Origin of the sequence: Brachybacterium squillarum M-6-3 (assembly GCF_000225825.1) — a bacterium.
Classification (GTDB): domain Bacteria; phylum Actinomycetota; class Actinomycetes; order Actinomycetales; family Dermabacteraceae; genus Brachybacterium; species Brachybacterium squillarum.
The window spans coordinates 759,300-775,388 of the sequence record NZ_AGBX01000007.1; the positions used below are offsets into that span (position 1 = coordinate 759,300).

The following is a 16,089-nucleotide window of genomic DNA, read 5'->3' on the forward strand; positions in this document are numbered from 1 at the left end:
TCAGTCCTCGAGACGGACCTCGACGGCCTCGCCGCTGTCCTGCGCGGGCAGCACGGCCAGGGCCGAGAGCATCGCCCCGTCGTCGGCGGCGGCCCGGCTCTCCATCCACCCGACGTGCAGCACGCCGGGGAGATCGGGCACCACCACCAGACCGGAGGGGTCCTGGACGCCGATGCGGATGTCGGCGGTGTCCAGCGTGGAGAGCGCGTCGGCGGTGACCTCCAGCTCGACGGGCTCGCCGGCGGTGCCGTCGGCGGCCAGCGGGATCACCGTGGCAGCGGTGTCCGCGGTCGCGGTGAGGCTCAGGGTACCGCGGCCGCCCCCGGCGGGCAGGGCGGTGACGCCGCTGGTGTCCAGCGTGGCGGCGGCCGGGGCGAGGGCGAAGTCGACGGGGGTGCCGATGGTGTCCCCGGGCAGGTCCTGCCCGGCGGCCTCGCTGCGGACGACGGCCCTCACCGGGTCCTCGGCCTCGACCTGCACGCTGTGCGCGCCGTCGGGCAGGCCCTCCAGCGGCACGGCGGTGACCGCGTCGGCGGGCACCTCCACGGTCGTGCTCAGCTCCTCGCCGCCCGCGCCCAGGACCCGCACCGCGGCGGTGGTCTCCTCGCCGGAGGCGTTGCCGAGCACGAGGGTGGGGTCGCTGCCGGCGCGGACCACGGAGGGGATCACCTGCTCGGTGCCGGCCGGCTCGAGGGGGGTGAGGATCTCGGCGCCGCCGGGGGTGAGGCCGTCGCGCTCGGTGCTCTGCACGTGCATGGCCAGCGGGGCGCCCAGCACCTCGACCTCCACGCCGAGCACCGCGGCCTCACCGATCACGGACTCCAGCAGCACCCGCTCCTCGGCACCAGGGGCGACGACCACCTGGCTGCGGCCCTCCATCGCGGCGGGGCCGTCCTCGGTGCGCACCTGCACCGAGGCGGTCGCGGGCCGTGCGGTGGGGTTGCGCAGCACCAGCTCGGCGCTCGAGCCGGAGAGCGTGGAGGCCCCCAGGAAGGAGGCGGAGGTGCTGGCGGCGGCGCAGCGGGACACGGCCAGGGAGCGGTAGTCGCCCTCGGCGGTGAGCGTGGACTGCACGGCGTCGGCGACGGGGCGGCCCTCGTCGGCGGTCTCGGCGGTCACCGCGGAGGCGGTGGTGACGCCCTGGGCGGCGAGCAGGGAGGCGCCGAGCTCCCCGGCCCCGACCGCCGCGTCGAGGGCGGCGCCCTCCGGGTCGGCGAGGGACAGCTGCGGGGCGCGGGCGGAGCCGTCCTCGCCGCGGCGGGTCTCCGAGCCGGCCACGGTGCCGAACAGCAGCGAGGAGTCGGACTCCAGGGCGAGGGCGCCGACCTGGGCCTGCTCGGCCGGGGCGGTGGCGGCGAGCTCCTCGTCCCCACTGGTGCCGATCAGCTCCTCGGAGATCTGCAGCGGCCCGGCGCACTGGGAGCTCGAGGCCCCCGGCAGGGCGCTGGTGGTGGCGCGCTGGGCGGGGTCCGTGGCCGGGGCGGGACCGAGCGCGAGCGCCCCGCCGACCAGGGCGAGGGGCACGACGGCGAGCAGGGCCAGCAGCGGGCGGGGGGCCGGTCGCTCAGCCATAGAGCTCCTCCGCGGATCGGGCGCGCATCCGCCAGGGGATCGCGATCAGGGCGGTGACCACCACCCCGGCAAGCAGCAGCAGCTGCCAGAGCAGCCGCAGGGGCTGGACGCGGTGCACCTCGACCTGGCCCGCGGCGTCGGCGGGGACGGTGAAGCCCTGCGCCCAGCCGTCGACCGTGACCGGTTCCAGCCGCTCGCCGTCGACGGTGGCGCGCCAGTCGGCATCGGCCCGCTCGGAGAGCACCAGGGTGCGCTCGGCGTCGGCCGCCGCGATCGTGCCCTCGGCGTCGATCACCCCGCTGGCCAGCGGGGCGGTGCCGTCCTCCCCGCGGATCTCCGCACGGGGGTGGGTGTCGATGACGCGCCACAGGCCGCCGTCGGCGTTCTCGGTGACCTTCTCCAGGGCGGTGGAGGCGTCCAGCGCGGAGACCAGGGCAGGGTGGTCCTCGGCGGCGCCGGGCACCACCACGTAGGCCACGGCCGCAGCCTCCGGCCCGGCGTCGTCCCCGGTGGCGAGCATCTCGGCGACGTCCTCGCGCAGCGCTTCGGAGCCGGCGTCGGAGCCGAGCTCCCCGCCCAGCCGCAGCAGCTCGAGGTCGCGGGCGTCGGTGACGGAGGCCTGCTGGAGGGCGGTGTCGGCGCCCTGCACGACGAGGGAGGCGGTGACGGTGCCCTCCGCGGTCTCGCCGAGCACCAGCACCCGGGAGCGGGCGTCGGTCAGGCCCTGGTCGGTGGCCGCGGCGGGCACCTGAGAGCCCTCGGCCCGGTCCACGGCGAGCATGCCGGGCAGCAGCAACGACCAGCCGGCGACGGTCACGACACAGACCGCGGCCACCAGGCCGGCGACGGCGGCGGTGAGGGCGCGGCGGGGCCGCGAGACCCCGCCCCCGCGGCGGGCGAGGGCGTCGAAGGAGGCTCCCGCGCCGAGGCACAGCGCCAGCAGCAGCAGGTCCAGCAGTCCGTGCAGCGGCGCGGCGATCACGGCATCCCCCGCGGGCATCAGCGGCACCCGCACCACCAGCAGCACGGCCGCCCCGGCGAGGGCCGCGAGCAGCAGGCCGTAGCGGCCCGCGGTGCCGGCGGTCCCGGCCAGCAGCGGGGCGGCCAGCGCGCCGAGCACGACGGGCAGCAGGGCGAGGGCGGGCGCCCAGGGGGCCAGCTGCGCCCCCAGCAGCGGGGCGAGCACCGCGTCCAGACCGGGGGCGGTGGGCCACAGCCGCAGCAGATCGGCGGTGTCCCCGACGGGCAGGCTCCCCGCGGGCACGGCGCCGACGCCGAGCAGCATCGAGGGGTGGGCGAGGTAGGCCGGAATGTAGGGCAGGTGCAGCAGCAGGGAGGGCACCAGCACCCAGAGCAGGCGCGGACGGCGGCCCGGCACCAGCGGGACGAGCATCGCCAGGGCGAGCGCCACCAGCACCACCAGTGCGGGCTGCACGGCACCGATCACGAGCAGCAGCAGGCCCCCGGCGGCGGCCGCGGGCACGCTGGCCTGGGAGACCTTGTGGGGCAGACCGATGGCGCGGCCCACGGCCAGGGCCAGCAGCGGAAGCAGCACGTGCACCAGCAGCAGCGGCCAGGCGCCCAGCGAGAGGGCCGAGAGCAGCGCGGGCGCCAGCGCCCAGGTGACGACCAGCGCCAGTCGTGCGCCGATCGCCCGGGTCAGGGCGCCGGCGGCCCACCAGGCGGTCAGCGCGGAGGCAGGGACGGCGGCGAAGACCAGGGCCTCGGCCCAGAGGTCCCCGCCGAGCGGCAGGGCGCCGAGCACCCGCAGCAGCGGGTCGGCGGGACCGCGCTCCCCGAGCCCGGTCGGGATCCAGCTCGACCAGGCGGCAGCGACCGTGTCCCGCCAGGACTCGGGCAGCGGCAGCAGGGCGGGGCCCTGCAGGGTGCCGCGGCCGAAGAGCCCGCGCAGGGCCAGCAGCCCCAGCACGGTGCCGGCGAGGGCCACCACCACGGTGCCGATCACGTGGCGGCCGTAGTCGGCGTCGTCCACACCGTGGCGGGTGCCGGCGATGCCCCAGGTGGTGCGGCGGATGCGGCGGGTGCGGTCGTCGTCCGCGACCAGCCGGGTCCAGACGTCGGCCAGGCCACGGCGCAGGCTCTCCCCGCGCGGCAGGTAGAGCGGGGCGAGGCGGCCGCGGGGCACCCGGGCGCGGCGGCCGGCACGGGCGCCGCGGCGGATCACCGCGGGGGCGGAGCGCATCGCGTCCACCCAGGCGCGGGCCTCCATCCCGGCGCGGCGGGGCACCACGGCGGCGACGGCCCCGGCCATCCGGGCGAGGGTCACCAGCGGCAGCGCCGCGAGCAGCAGCAGGGCGGCGACCGGCCCGCGGTGCTTGAGCAGCACCAGCAGACGGCCGGTGCGCTGCTCCTGCAGCCGCTCCAGCAGGGGCCGGGTGGGCGGGGCGAGCACGACGGCGGCCTCGGGCTGCACGGCCACGCGCTCCCCGGAGCGCCAGATCCGGTGGCAGAGGTCGATCTCCGCCCAGGGGGAGGGCAGCTCGCCGTCCAGTCCGCCGCTGCGCAGCAGGGTCCGGGTGCGCACGAGCATGCCGGGCAGGGCGACGGCGAGCACGTCGTGGCGCCAGTCTGCCTGTCCCTGGTCGATCTCGCCCGGGTCCACCCCGGTGATGATGCGCCCGGAGTGGGTGAGGGTGAGGCCGACGTCGACCAGCTCGGCCGGGGCCGCGGGGTCCTGCGGCTCCGAGGCCGCGCCCGTCTCGGCGGGGCGGGGCGGGCGCAGACGCTTGGCGCCGACGACGGCGGTGTTCGGGGAGCTGACGACGAGCTCGAGCTCGCGTCCGAGGGCGTCGGGGGCGGGCGGGGCGTCCTGCACGGCGAACCACAGCCAGGAGTCGCCGCCGGCGGGGGCGGCGCGACGTCCGGCGCCCGGTCCGGGGGTCTGCTCGCGCAGGCGCTCGGGCACGCGAGCGAGGTCGGCGGCGCGCTGGCTGCGCTCGCGCTCGACCTCCTCGGCGTCCACGGCGGCGGCGCGGCGGCCCCCGGGCTCGGGCCCGCGGTCGGCGTCGGGCTCGACGGCGGTCCGGGGGGCGCCCTCGTCCTCGCGCGGGGTGGTCTGCTCCTCGCGCAGCAGCTCGAGCACCGCGCGGACGGCGGCGGCCTGGTCGCTGCGGTCCCCCAGCGGCAGCATCCGGTCGATGCGTCCGGCGCGCTGCGCGGCGGCCAGGAGCTCCGTGGCGGCCGCGGGCAGCTGCGGCGGGACGGTCACCAGCACTCGGTCCGCAGCGCGGTCCTGGGCGGCGACGGCCGCGAGGATCTCCTCGACGCGCGCGGCGGTCTCCGCCTCAGCGGCGGCCGTCGGGTCCGGGGTCCTCTTGTTCTCCTGCGGGGTGGGCGCGGTCGTCGCCCCGCTCAGCAGGACGACAGCGGTGACATGACGCGGGGACACCGGGTGGGCGGCTCAGATCGCCCGGCGCTTGAGCTTGCGGCGCTCGCGCTCGGACAGACCGCCCCAGATGCCGAAGCGCTCATCGTTCTGCAGGGCGTACTCGAGGCACTCGGCGCGCACCTCGCAGGAGACGCACACCTTCTTCGCCTCGCGGGTGGAGCCGCCCTTCTCGGGGAAGAAGGCCTCGGGGTCGGTCTGCGCGCACAGGGCGCGCTCCTGCCACGAGAGCTCCTCCTCGGTCTCGTCCGCTCCGAAATCCAGCAGGGACAGCTCGACGCGCCCGTCGTCCTCGACGTGATCCGATTCCATCGCCACCGCTCCTCCCATGTGCCGGTCCACCATCGTCAGCGTGCCCGGTCCGTTCCCTCTCCGGGCCGTCCGCACCGGGCCGCTCGATCCGCCGTGTCCGGTCCACCCCGACGGCCGGTGCGCCTCTAAAATACACCGGTGTAAGTCCTGCCCGTCAAGCGAGGACGGGTCCCCGAGACGGCCTTCACCCCGGTCGCGCGCGGCGTCCGCGCCCGTCCGCGCCCTGCGGGGACCCGCGAGACCCCCGCGCGGGCGCTGCCCGCCCACTCCCCCGATGCCCGGAGACCCGATGACCCCGCCGCCGCAGTCCGAGGCCGCCGCCGATCGCGCCCCCGAGCTGCGGGTGATCCCACTGCGGGGCATCGGCGAGGTCCGGGCCGGCGACGCCCTCGCCGAGCACCTGCTGCCGGCGCTGCGCTCGGCCGGGGTGCGGCGGGGGGACGTGCTGTGCGTGTCCACCAAGGTGGTCTCCAAGGCCCTCGGGCTGCGGGCCGCGCCCGCCGACCGGGACGCCGCGGTCGCCGCGGCCGCGGTGCGCACCGTCGCCCGCCGCCGCCACGGCGGGACCGTGACCTCCGTGGTGCAGATCCCCTCAGGCCCCGTGATGGCCGCCGCGGGGGTCGACGGCTCCAACGCCCCCGAGGGTCCGCTGCTGCTGCCCGAGGACCCGGACGCCTGCGCCGCGGCACTGCGCGAGGAGCTGCTGGGCGGACTCGGCGACGTTGGCCGTGAGCTGGGCGTGGTGCTCTCGGACACCTCCTCCCGGGTGTGGCGGGTGGGGGTCTCCGACCTCGCCCTCGGCGCCGCGGGGATCGTGGCGCTGGAGGACCTGCGCGGCGGCCGCGACGACGCCGGCCGCGCCCTCACGGTGACCGTGCGGGCCCTCGCCGACGAGATCGCCGCCGCCGCGGACCTGGTCAAGGGCAAGACCGCCCGGGTCCCCGCCGCCCTGGTCCGGGGCGTCCCCGGCGTGCTGGCCGACCCGGGGGTGCCCGCCGGCGCGCTCTCCCGCACCGGGGCCGGGGACTGGTTCCGCCGGCCCAGCCTCGAATCGGTCTGGCAGGCCCTCGGCCTCGACCTCGAGGAGGAGCCGGTCGCGGCGATGGACCCCGAGGAGCCGGCGGTGCGGATCGCCCGGGCCGTGGTGGTCGCGTGCCGGCCGCGTCCCGACGACGGGGCCCCGGCGACGGTGCGCTCGGCCGGTCCGGGGCAGCTGAGCGTGCACCCCCCGGCGGACTCCCCCACCTGCTGGGCCGCCGCCGGCGCCCTGCGCGAGCGCCTGCTCACCGCCCTCGGCGCCGAGGAGATCGCCGCCGCCCTGCCCCCGCTCACGGTGCGCCTCGGCCCACCCCTCGAGGCGCCGCGTCCGGGAGCGTACGGGGCCGACGGGCCCGGCGGCTGCGCCCCGTCCCCGGACCGTCCCTGGAGGACCAGCCCTAACCCCGTCCCGTCCCCCGCTCCCGATCCCGACCCCGACCCCGACCCCGACCCCGACCCCGAGGAGACCCCGTGACCGCGCTGCTGCCCACTGCCGCTTCCCTGCTGGACGCCCTGGAGCGGACCGGGCCGCGCCCCGCCCTGGCCTGGTACGCGCCCGAGGGCCGCACCGAGCTGTCCGGGCACGTACTCGCCAACTGGGTGATCAAGGCCATCGGCCACCTCGACGCGGAGATCACGCTCGCTCCCGGGGACCCGGTGGCGCTCGCGATGCCGCCGCACTGGAAGCGGCTGGTGCTGGCCCTGGCCGCGCACGCCCTCGGCGCCGAGGTGGAGGTCCTCGCCCCCGGGACGGCGCCGACGCGGGAGCCGCGGGTGCTGGTGACCGACGAGCCCTCCGGACCCCTCGCCGAGGACGCCGAGGAGGTGCTGGCCCTGCAGCCGGTCGCGCTGGCCCCGCGCTTCGCCGGAGAGCTGCCGCCGCTGGTGCACGACTGGGTCGCCGAGGTGCGCGCCCACCCCGACCGCCTCGCTGCGCCGCTGCCCGCCTGGTCCGGACCGACCCCCGCGGGGTCCGGCGAACGGGTGCTGCTCACCGGGGACGGCGCCGGGGCCGCGGAGCTGCCCGGGGCGCTGGCGGCCTGGCTGGCCGGGGGCGGCGTGGTGGGACCCGCGGCGGCAGTGAGTGCCCGGGCCGCCCGCGAGGAGGGCGTCAGCGGCACCGACTGAGCACGGGGTCCCTCGGCGCGGCCGCGGCTCAGCTCGCGCGGAGCGTGGCGACGGCCTCGACCGGGTCGCCGTCGAAGATCACGGTGCCCTTGCGGAGCACCACGATGCGGGTGCACAGCTTCTGCAGCATCTCCAGCTCGTGGGAGACCACCACCATCGTGCGACCCTTGGCCTGCAGCTCCCGGATCCGGGCCAGGCACTTCTTCTGGAAGGGCTCGTCACCCACCGAGAGGATCTCGTCGACCAGGAAGATGTCCGGCTCGGTGTGCACGGCGACGGCGAAGGCCAGCCGCAGGAACATGCCCGAGCTGTAGTACTTCACGTCGGTGTCGATGAACTCCTCGATCTCGGAGAAGTCCACGATCTCCCGGAAGCGCTCGTCGATCTGCTCGTGGGTCATGCCGAGGATCGCCCCGTTGAGGTACACGTTCTCGCGGCCCGAGAGGTCCGGGTGGAAGCCGGCGCCGACCTCGATCAGGCCCGCCACGCGGCCGCGCAGCAGCACCCGGCCGCGGTCGGGGAACAGCACCCCGGAGACGGTCTTCAGCAGGGTCGACTTGCCGGAGCCGTTGAAACCGATCAGGCCGACCGTCTCCCCCGCCCGGATGGTGAGGTCCACCCCGTCCAGGGCCAGGAAGCTGTCCGAGAGCTTCTTGCGCTGCAGGGCGGCGAAGACCATCTCCTTCAGCGCCCGGGTGTGGCGCAGGGAGAAGCGCTTGGACACCTGCTCGATGCGGATCATCGGGCGGGCATCGGCGGCGGGGGCGACAGGCGCCGGCCCGTCGGGCAGCAGCGGCATGGCTCAGAGCTCCTGGGCGAAGCGCCGCTTGGAGCGCTCGAAGACGACGGTGCCGGCCGCGAAGGTGGCCACGGCGATCAGCACGCCCACCCACCACAGGTCCGAGACGCCCGAGGCGGCGAAGCGCGGGTCCGCCTCCATCGCCTCGACCGTGCTGGGCAGGTGCCGCCAGAAGGCCGTGTGGAACAGCTCCACGACGATGGTCAGCGGGTTCAGGATGTACAGCCAGTACCAGAACGTGCCGCCGATGGCGTCCTGCACCATCGACACCCGGTACATCACCGGGCTCAGCCAGGTGGCGACCATGACGATGAGGTCCACGAAGTTCTCCACGTCGCGGAAGGCGGCGTTCAGCGCGGCCGTGAGCATCCCCAGGCCCATCGTGAACACGATCAGGATGCCCATGCCCAGGCCGAAGGCCAGCAGCTCGGTGCCGCCCGGCGTCCAGCCGTACAGCAGCGCCCCCACCAGCAGCACCACCAGCTGCGGCAGGAAGTGCACGAGCGCCACCAGCATGCTGGCCCAGGGGAAGAGCTGACTGGGCAGGTAGATCTTCGAGACCAGGGGCGCGTTGCCGGTGATCGAGCGGGTGGCGTTGCCGAACACCTCGCCGAACAGGTTGATCGCCACGATCCCGCTGAACAGGTACACCGCGTAGGCGCTGTCGCCCTTGTTCAGCTGCAGGAAGACGCCGAGGGCCAGGTAGAAGACGATGAACTGGACGGCGGGCTTGACGTAGCTCCACAGCATGCCCAGGGCGCTGCCGCGGTAGCGGACCCGCAGCTCCTTCTTCACCAGCAGGCGCAGCAGGAAGCGCTCCCGCAGGGGGTTCAGCCAACCGGCGTCCTGGCCGGGGGCGTGCCAGCCCTCGCCCTGCTCGGCGGCGCTGGGGCGACGCCGGGGCGCCGCGGGGGCCGTGCTCACGATCGGGCGCCCTCCGCCGGGCCGCGCTCGGGCGCCGGGTTCGCCGCGAAGGTCTCCTCCCAGGCGGAGAAGGCTGTGATGCGGTGCGCGGCCTCGCGGTACTGCCGCTGCAGCTCGGGCCAGCGGCGGTGCAGCTCGAGGTGGGCGCGCAGGCCGTCGCCGAGCATCTCCCGCACCTGCTGGGGGTCACGGCGGTACCAGGAGACCTGGGTGCCCTCGGCGTTGGAGACCAGCGCCGAGTCGTAGGCCGACAGTCGCCACCACTTGGCGTCGATGTGGGCGATCGCGGCCTGCGGGTTGCGGGCGGCGGAGGCCGCGGGACGCTTCAGCAGCTGCTTGGCGAGGTTCTTCGCGGTCCACAGCGGCAGCACCGCCGCCCGGGGCGGGGTGAAGGGGCGGCCCTTCCGCGGCGGCTTGTCGATGTGCACACCCGGGTACTGGTCGGGGTCCTTCTTCGCGGCGGCGTCGTCGAACTCGGCGGCCATCGCACGGATCTCGGGCAGCTTGGTGCCGATGGTGGGGTGCAGGACATCGGGGCCGGCCAGCACGTCGCGCTGGGCCAGCAGGCGCCCCGCCTCCGTGTAGTACTGCATGGACAGCAGGTGCTTGATGTCGGCGGACTGCGACTCGCGCACCACCCGGCCCCCGCGCTCGTAGGGCGAGTGCAGCAGCGCCGTGATGATGCGGTTGCGCTCGTGGAAGTAGGCCTGCCAGCCCACCAGGTCGTCCTTGTCCACCCAGCTCATGTGCCACACCCCGGCCCCGGGCAGGGAGACCGTGGGGTAGCCGGCCTTCTTGGCGCGCAGGCCGTACTCGGCGTCGTCCCACTTGATGAACACCGGCAGGCTCAGCCCGATCGCGCGCACCGTCTCGGTGGGGATCAGGCAGGACCACCAGCCGTTGTAGTCCACGTCGGCCCGGCGGTGCAGCCAGGGGGTGGAGCGGAGCGGGGAGCGGGCGAAGTCGTGGCCGAGGGAGGCGCCGTGGTCGGGCAGGGTGGGCTGCGTGCGCCAGGGGTCGACGACCTCGCCGAAGGTGTGCAGCACGCAGCGGTTGTTGAGGTCGAACATGTGGGCGCCGACCAGGGTGGGGGTGGTGGCGAAGTCCGCGAACACCGTCATCCGGATCAGCGACTCCGGCTCGAGCACGATGTCGTCGTCGCAGTTGACCACGTAGGTGGAGCTGCCGGCGGTGGCGGCCTCGTACATCCCGCGGGAGAAGCCGCCGGAGCCGCCGATGTTGCCCTGCTCGAGGAGGCGCAGCTGCCCGCCGAGGCGCTCCTGCAGCGGCGCGAGCTCCTCCGGGTGGTCGGAGAGCCGGTCGCTGCCCTGGTCGATCACGTACATCACGTCGAGCAGCGCCCGCAGGGCGGGGTCCTCCGCGATGGTGCGGATGTTCTCCAGGCAGTAGTCCACCTTGTTCATGGTGGTCATGGAGATGGAGAAGCTGCCGGTGGTGCGGGCGAGGTCGGCGTCGGCGGTCCACTCGGCACCGTGGATGAGGAAGTCCTCCTCGCCCGCGTAGGCGTCGAACCAGTACCAGCCGCCGTCGCCGAAGGCCGTCAGCGGCAGCTCGAACACCTGCTCCCCGGCCTCGGTGACGGTGCGCGAGAGGTGGCGCTGCAGGGTGCCGCGCGCCGTGGAGCGCATGATCACCAGGTGCCCGGGCCCGGAGGTGGTCACGGTCAGGCGGATCGTGCGCACCGGGGTCCAGCGCCGCCAGTAGGAGGCCGGGAAGGCGTTGAAGTAGGTGCCGAAGGAGCGCATGGACCGGGCGGGGATGCCCACGGCGTGGCGCTGGTCCAGCTCGCTGAGACGCACCCCCTTGCGCGGCACGGGCGGCGGCGCCGCCGCGGGCGCCGGCTCCTCACCCTCCTGCGGACCGCCGAGGCTGAACGCGCCGCCGGTGGCGCCCGAGCGGGCGTTGTCCCGCTCGATGTAGAGCTGGACCACGTCGGGCGAGAGCTCGCGCGGAAGGATCAGCCGCTGCAGCAGGCGCTGCACGGGGGGGCTGTCGGGGGTGGTCGTCCGCTCGGGCATGGTGCTCCTCGGGGGTGCGTCGGGGACGGGTCGGGCGCAGCCGCGGCACGTGGCCGCAGGGGCGACGGCTCAGGCGCGCAGCAGGTCGGTCAACTTGTTGTCGACCAGGGAGAGGGCGGCACCGATCGCCATGTGCATGTCGAGGTACTGGTAGGTGCCCAGGCGGCCCCCGAACAGGGTGCGCGGCTCGGCCTCGGCCAGCTCGCGGTAGCGCAGCAGCTTCTCGCGGTCGGCGCCGGAGTTCACCGGGTAGTAGGGCTCGTCGCTGCGCTCGGCGAAGCGGGAGTACTCGCGCTGGATGACCGTGCGGTCGCGGGGGTAGTCGCGCTCCGGGTGGAAGTGCCGCGGCTCGATGATGCGGGTGAAGGGCACCGAGGCGTCCGCGTAGTTCATCACCGAGGTGCCCTGGAAGTCACCCGTCGTCTCGAGGTGCTCGGTCTCCAGGTCGATGGTGCGCCAGCCCAGGTCGCCGAGCTCGTAGTCGAAGTAGCGGTCCATCGGCCCGGTGTAGACCACCGGCAGGTTCCCGCGCACCGCGTCGCGGTTCAGCGGCTGCGAGCCGTCGAAGTAGTCGGTCTCCAGCTGCACCTCGATGTTCGGGTGGTCCGCCATCCGCTCCAGCCAGGCCGTGTAGCCCTGGGCGGGCAGGCCCTCGTGGGTGTCGTTGAAGTAGCGGTTGTCGTAGGTGTAGCGCACCGGCAGCCGGGAGATGATCCCGGCGGGCAGGTCCTGGGGGTCCGTCTGCCACTGCTTGCCGGTGTAGTGCTTGATGAAGGCCTCGTAGAGGGGCCGGCCGATCAGGGAGATGCCCTTGTCGTTGAGGTTCTCCGGGTCGGTGCCGGCCAGCTCCCCGGCCTGCTCGACGATCAGCGCGCGGGCCTCGTCGGGGCCGTGGGCGGAGCGGAAGAACTGGTTGATGGTGCCCAGGTTGATGGGCATCGGGTACACCACGCCCTCGTGGGTGGTGTAGACGCGGTGCACGTAGCCGGTGAAGTCCGTGAATCGGTTGACGTACTCCCACACCCGCTCGTTGCTGGTGTGGAAGAGGTGGGCGCCGTACTTGTGGACCTCGATCCCGGTGACCGGATCGGCCTCGGAGTAGGCGTTGCCGCCCAGGTGGCTGCGGCGGTCGATCACGGTGACCGAGGCTCCGTGCTCGCGGGCGGCACGCTCGGCGACGGTGAGGCCGAACAGGCCGGAGCCGACGACGAGGAGATCAGGGGTCGACACGGAGGGTCCCTTCGGGGGTCGGGGTCAGGGGCATGATCTGCCGGAAGACCCGCTCACCGTAGCCGAGCCGACCGGCGGCGACGCGGCGGACGAGCCCACGGCACGAAGCCGTGGGCGATCGTTCACGAGGCGTTCAGGGAATGGTCCGCAGCCGTCTGCTCGCCGTGCTCGACGAAGCGGCGGTAGCCGAGCCCGCGCACCCAGCCGGGCACGAAGCGGTAGCCGCCGCGCAGAACCACGTTGATCAGGAAGCGGCGCGGGGTGGTGACCCGGTCGCGCAGCATGACCCGCTGCAGCTGCAGGTCGGAGGCGAACATCACCCAGCCGCCGCGGCGGGCGAAGAGCTGCTCGTCCACCCGGTAGTCCACGACCACGGGCTCCACGTTGCCCATGCGGGCTCCCCCGAGCATCATCCGCTCCCACAGCCAGTAGTCCTCGAGCAGCTTGAGGTCGCGGTAACCGCCGACGGCCAGCGCGGTGGAGCGGCGCAGCACCACGGTGGGGTGGTGGAAGGGCGTGTGGTGGGGCAGGTAGGCGACGATCTCGGCGTGGGTGAGGGGGCGGCTGCGGCGCGGCCCGGTGCCCGGGGGCACGGAGTCGCTGAACTCCTGCATGCCGCCGCCGATGAGGTCGGCGCCCTCGGCGGTCACGGGATCGGTGAGCCCTTCCCCCGTGGTCATGGCGGGGATCTGCACGGCGAAGCGCTCGGGACGGCAGAGGTCGTCGGCGTCGGCGCGGGCGACGATCTCGTGCGGGGAGGCCTCCAGGCCGTCCTGCAGGCACAGGGCGATGCCGCGGTGGGCCTCGTGGCGCAGCACCCGGGCGGGACCGAACTCCCCGGCCTCGATACGGGCCACCACGGCCTCCAGCCCTTCCGGGAGGGGACCGTCGACGGTGAGGATCAGCAGGTCGGGCCGGAGCGTCTGGGCGAGGGTCGCGGAGCGGACCGCGTCCTCGAAGCGGTCGGGCTCGTCCTTGCGCCACAGGGGCATCAGCACCGTGAAGGGGGCGGCCCCGGCGGGCGGCTCCCCCTGCGGTCCCGGCGCCGCGGCGGTGGAGGTCACCGGCCGGCCGCCCGGTCGATGGCCCGCACGTCGGCGGCGGCCTCCCCGTCGGCGGCGAGCACCGCCGGCGAGGGCCGGGGGCCGCGGCGCAGCGCCGCGCCGAGGCCGCGTAGGCCGATGCCGAGCAGGTCGCCGCGGTGGCGCAGGAGCCGGGTGGCCCAGCCGAGCAGGGTGCGGCCGCCGTAGACCGCCTTCTCCCAGGGGGCGAAGGAGGTGGTGCGCAGCAGCGCCCAGGTGCGGTTGCGCACGTCGTAGTAGAAGCGGTTGCCGGGGTTGGACTGCGCGTCCCCGAAGCGGGCGGTGCGGTGCTCGACCACGGAGTCCGGCACGTGCAGGCCGCGGCCGCGGCGCAGCAGGCGGCCGGTGTGCTCGAAGTCGTCGGACCAGATGAAGTAGTCCGCGTAGGGCAGGCCGAGACGGCGCACGTCCTCGCCGCTCAGCAGCGCGGAGACGTAGCTGGCGGTGCGGATCGGGCGGCCGTCCCGGGTGGCGGTGCGGGCGTCGCGGCGGTCCTGGCCGCTCGCGCCCAGGCGCACCCGGGAGGAGTTCATGGGGTGGGTGCGGCCGTCGGTCCACACCGCTCGGGAGCTCAGCACGCTGAGCCGCACCGGGGAGGATTCGAGGGCGTCCAGCAGGGCGGCGAGCGCCCCGGGGGCGGGGACCGTGTCGTCGTCCATCACCCAGATCCAGTCGGCCTCGTGGCGCACCAGGGCGCGGGCGATGCCGGTCGCGAAGCCGCCGGCCCCGCCGACGTTGCGCCGCAGGTGCAGGACGTCCGCGCCGATCGGGTGGGCGTCGGCCACGGCGCCGGAGCCGTCCGAGGAGTCGTTGTCGATGACCACGACGGCGTCGGGCCGGCGCTCCTGGGCGGCGAGGGCGTCCAGGCAGTCCGCCAGCAGCTGCTCCCGGTTGTAGGTGACCACGACAGCCACCACGCGGGACGCGGCGGCACGGGCGTGGGCGGTGGCCTCGGCGAGGGCGGGATCGGGCACGGCGCCTCCTGCATGCTGCTCGGACACCGCCCGGGCGGCGGCGATCACCCAGTGTACGGAGCGTCTCCGTCCCGGGCGGCGGGGGCGCACCGGCGTGTGTGAAGGTTCCCGGGAGGTCCGGTGGGGGCGTGTCCCGGCCGAGGGCGCGGCGGGGACTTCGGGCTACCCTGGCGGGCGCGGTGCCCCGCACCCGCGCCCCGATCCCGCATCGTCCCGCGCCCCTTCCCCGCGTCAGGAGACATCCATGAGCGACCAGCAGCCCCCGCGCTCCTCGCGCCCCGGAGGCCCCCGGCGGCCCGGCAGCAGCCGCGCCCGTGCCGGGGGCAGCGCCCGCGCCATGCCCTCCGTCGAGGAGCAGGAGCGGCAGGCGCGCGCCGCCCGGGAGCCGCGTGGTCCGGGCGCCGCCCGCGGAGGCAGCGAGGACCGCACCACCGCGATCCCCACCTCCTCCTACGAGCCCACCCCGACCCGCGCCTACCCCGTCTACCAGGACGGCGCCGGACAGCCGGCGCCGCATGGCGCACGCCCGGCCGCGGGTCCCCCGGTGGGCGGCTCCGGCGGCGGTCCCGCCGGGCCCGGCGGCCCGGGCGGCCCCGGGGACGGGGGCCGGGGCGGCGGCAGGGGGCCTCGTCGCCGCTCCCGGGCCTCCCGCATCCCACGTCCGCTGCGGCTCGCCGCGACCGGCCTGGCCCTGGTGCTGGTGATCGTGCTGGGCTGGGGCGCCGGGCTGATGCTGTGGGCGGACAGTCGCATCGAGCACGTCGACGCGCTCTCCGACGCGGCGAACACCCCCGGCACCACCTACCTGATCGCCGGCTCGGACAGCCGCGACGGCGAGTCCGTGGCCGACGACGGCACCGAGGGCCAGCGCACCGACACCATGATGCTGCTGCACAAGGCCCGCAACGGGAACAGCTACCTGGTCTCCCTGCCCCGCGACACCCTGGTCGACATCCCCGGCCACGGCGGCTACAAGCTGAACGCCGCCTACGCCTTCGGCGGGGCGCCGCTGCTGGTGGAGACCGTCGAGGCCTTCACCGGGCTCACCGTCGACCACTACGTCGAGGTCGGCTTCGACGGCGTCGCGAACGTGGTCGACGCGGTGGGCACCGTGAACCTCTGCATCGACCAGGACGTGGACGACGAGAAGTCGGGCCTGGTGATGACCGAGGGCTGCCACGACGTCGGCGGCGACCAGGCCCTGGCCTTCGTCCGCGCCCGCTACTTCGACCCCACCGCCGACCTCGGCCGTCAGGGCCGCCAGCAGCAGTTCGTGGCCGCTCTGATGGACCGCATGACCGATCCCGGGGTGATCCTGAACCCCGTGACCCAGGTGAAGGTGGCCGGGGCCGGCTCCGACGCGCTGACCACCAGCGAGGGCACCGGCATGATCGACGTGGCCCGGATGGGGCTGACGGCCCGCTCCGCGATGAACGGCGGCGGCTCCCTCACGATCCCCATCGAGGACCAGGAGTACCGCACCCAGAACTCGGGCGTCGCGATCCTCACCGACGATGCCGACGTGGCGGAGTTCTTCGGCGCGATCGAGGACGGCAGCGCGGCGACCGCCACGGAGTGATGACCG

At 75.2% G+C, this 16,089-nt stretch carries 12 protein-coding genes; 3 read left to right on the forward strand and 9 right to left on the reverse strand.

Going from position 1 to position 16,089, the window contains the following annotated elements; genetic code table 11:
- Genes OM98_RS13150 through OM98_RS13160 form a run of 3 tightly spaced genes read right to left on the reverse strand, consistent with a single transcriptional unit; the run spans position 1 to position 5,290 of the window.
- Positions 1-1,572 carry a DUF5719 family protein gene (locus OM98_RS13150; RefSeq protein WP_010535097.1) on the reverse strand — a complete coding sequence of 524 codons (1,572 nt, stop codon included), beginning with the start codon at positions 1,570-1,572 and terminating at the stop codon, positions 1-3.
- The gene (locus OM98_RS15950; protein ID WP_010535098.1) at positions 1,565-4,981 is read right to left on the reverse strand and encodes a glycosyltransferase family 2 protein; all 3,417 of its coding nucleotides are present in this window, start codon (positions 4,979-4,981) and stop codon (positions 1,565-1,567) included. Before OM98_RS15950 ends, OM98_RS13150 begins: the two co-directional genes overlap by 8 nt.
- 12 nt (positions 4,982-4,993) lie before the next feature.
- Complete coding sequence (locus tag OM98_RS13160; RefSeq protein WP_010535099.1) at positions 4,994-5,290, reverse strand: WhiB family transcriptional regulator; 297 nt, start codon at positions 5,288-5,290, stop codon at positions 4,994-4,996.
- A 274-nt stretch (positions 5,291-5,564) separates the two neighbouring features.
- Here OM98_RS13160 and OM98_RS13165 point away from each other — a divergent pair, with 274 nt between their 5' ends.
- A complete protein-coding gene (locus tag OM98_RS13165) occupies positions 5,565-6,803 on the forward strand; it encodes a coenzyme F420-0:L-glutamate ligase (protein WP_139017722.1) in 1,239 nt (412 codons plus the stop codon).
- Positions 6,800-7,456 carry a TIGR03089 family protein gene (locus tag OM98_RS13170; protein WP_010535101.1) on the forward strand — a complete coding sequence of 219 codons (657 nt, stop codon included), beginning with the start codon at positions 6,800-6,802 and terminating at the stop codon, positions 7,454-7,456. Before OM98_RS13165 ends, OM98_RS13170 begins: the two co-directional genes overlap by 4 nt.
- Positions 7,457-7,484: 28 nt before the next feature.
- Here OM98_RS13170 and OM98_RS13175 read toward each other — a convergent pair whose 3' ends face one another.
- From OM98_RS13175 to OM98_RS13200, 6 genes are all read right to left on the reverse strand, one after another.
- On the reverse strand, positions 7,485-8,255 hold the full coding sequence (locus tag OM98_RS13175) for an ABC transporter ATP-binding protein (RefSeq protein ID WP_010535102.1): 771 nt from the start codon (positions 8,253-8,255) through the stop codon (positions 7,485-7,487).
- Positions 8,256-8,258: 3 nt separating this feature from the next.
- Positions 8,259-9,179 (reverse strand): ABC transporter permease, encoded by a 921-nt coding sequence (locus tag OM98_RS13180; protein WP_010535103.1) that lies wholly within the window; start codon positions 9,177-9,179, stop codon positions 8,259-8,261.
- Positions 9,176-11,218: a glycosyltransferase gene (locus tag OM98_RS13185; protein ID WP_010535104.1), complete on the reverse strand. Its 2,043-nt coding sequence runs from the start codon at positions 11,216-11,218 to the stop codon at positions 9,176-9,178. Before OM98_RS13185 ends, OM98_RS13180 begins: the two co-directional genes overlap by 4 nt.
- Positions 11,219-11,287: 69 nt before the next feature.
- The gene (glf, locus tag OM98_RS13190; RefSeq protein ID WP_010535105.1) at positions 11,288-12,448 is read right to left on the reverse strand and encodes a UDP-galactopyranose mutase; all 1,161 of its coding nucleotides are present in this window, start codon (positions 12,446-12,448) and stop codon (positions 11,288-11,290) included.
- A 122-nt stretch (positions 12,449-12,570) separates the two neighbouring features.
- On the reverse strand, positions 12,571-13,512 hold the full coding sequence (locus tag OM98_RS13195) for a glycosyltransferase (RefSeq protein ID WP_010535106.1): 942 nt from the start codon (positions 13,510-13,512) through the stop codon (positions 12,571-12,573).
- Complete coding sequence (locus OM98_RS13200) at positions 13,509-14,504, reverse strand: glycosyltransferase (RefSeq protein ID WP_050812683.1); 996 nt, start codon at positions 14,502-14,504, stop codon at positions 13,509-13,511. The genes OM98_RS13195 and OM98_RS13200 overlap by 4 nt, the downstream gene beginning before the upstream one ends.
- A 244-nt stretch (positions 14,505-14,748) precedes the next feature.
- Here OM98_RS13200 and OM98_RS13205 point away from each other — a divergent pair, with 244 nt between their 5' ends.
- Positions 14,749-16,083, forward strand: coding sequence for an LCP family protein (locus tag OM98_RS13205; protein ID WP_010535108.1), 1,335 nt, complete (start codon positions 14,749-14,751; stop codon positions 16,081-16,083).
- Positions 16,084-16,089: the final 6 nt, after the last annotated feature.

Excerpts from the sequence above, each read along its gene's own strand:
- OM98_RS13150 (WP_010535097.1), bottom strand. The coding sequence starts at position 1,572 with ATGGCTGAGCGACCGGCCCCCCGCCCGCTGCTGGCCCTGCTCGCCGTC.
- OM98_RS13160 (WP_010535099.1), bottom strand. The coding sequence starts at position 5,290 with ATGGAATCGGATCACGTCGAGGACGACGGGCGCGTCGAGCTGTCCCTG.
- OM98_RS13165 (WP_139017722.1), top strand. The coding sequence starts at position 5,565 with ATGCCCGGAGACCCGATGACCCCGCCGCCGCAGTCCGAGGCCGCCGCC.
- OM98_RS13175 (WP_010535102.1), bottom strand. The coding sequence starts at position 8,255 with ATGCCGCTGCTGCCCGACGGGCCGGCGCCTGTCGCCCCCGCCGCCGAT.
- OM98_RS13185 (WP_010535104.1), bottom strand. The coding sequence starts at position 11,218 with ATGCCCGAGCGGACGACCACCCCCGACAGCCCCCCCGTGCAGCGCCTG.
- OM98_RS13205 (WP_010535108.1), top strand. The coding sequence starts at position 14,749 with ATGAGCGACCAGCAGCCCCCGCGCTCCTCGCGCCCCGGAGGCCCCCGG.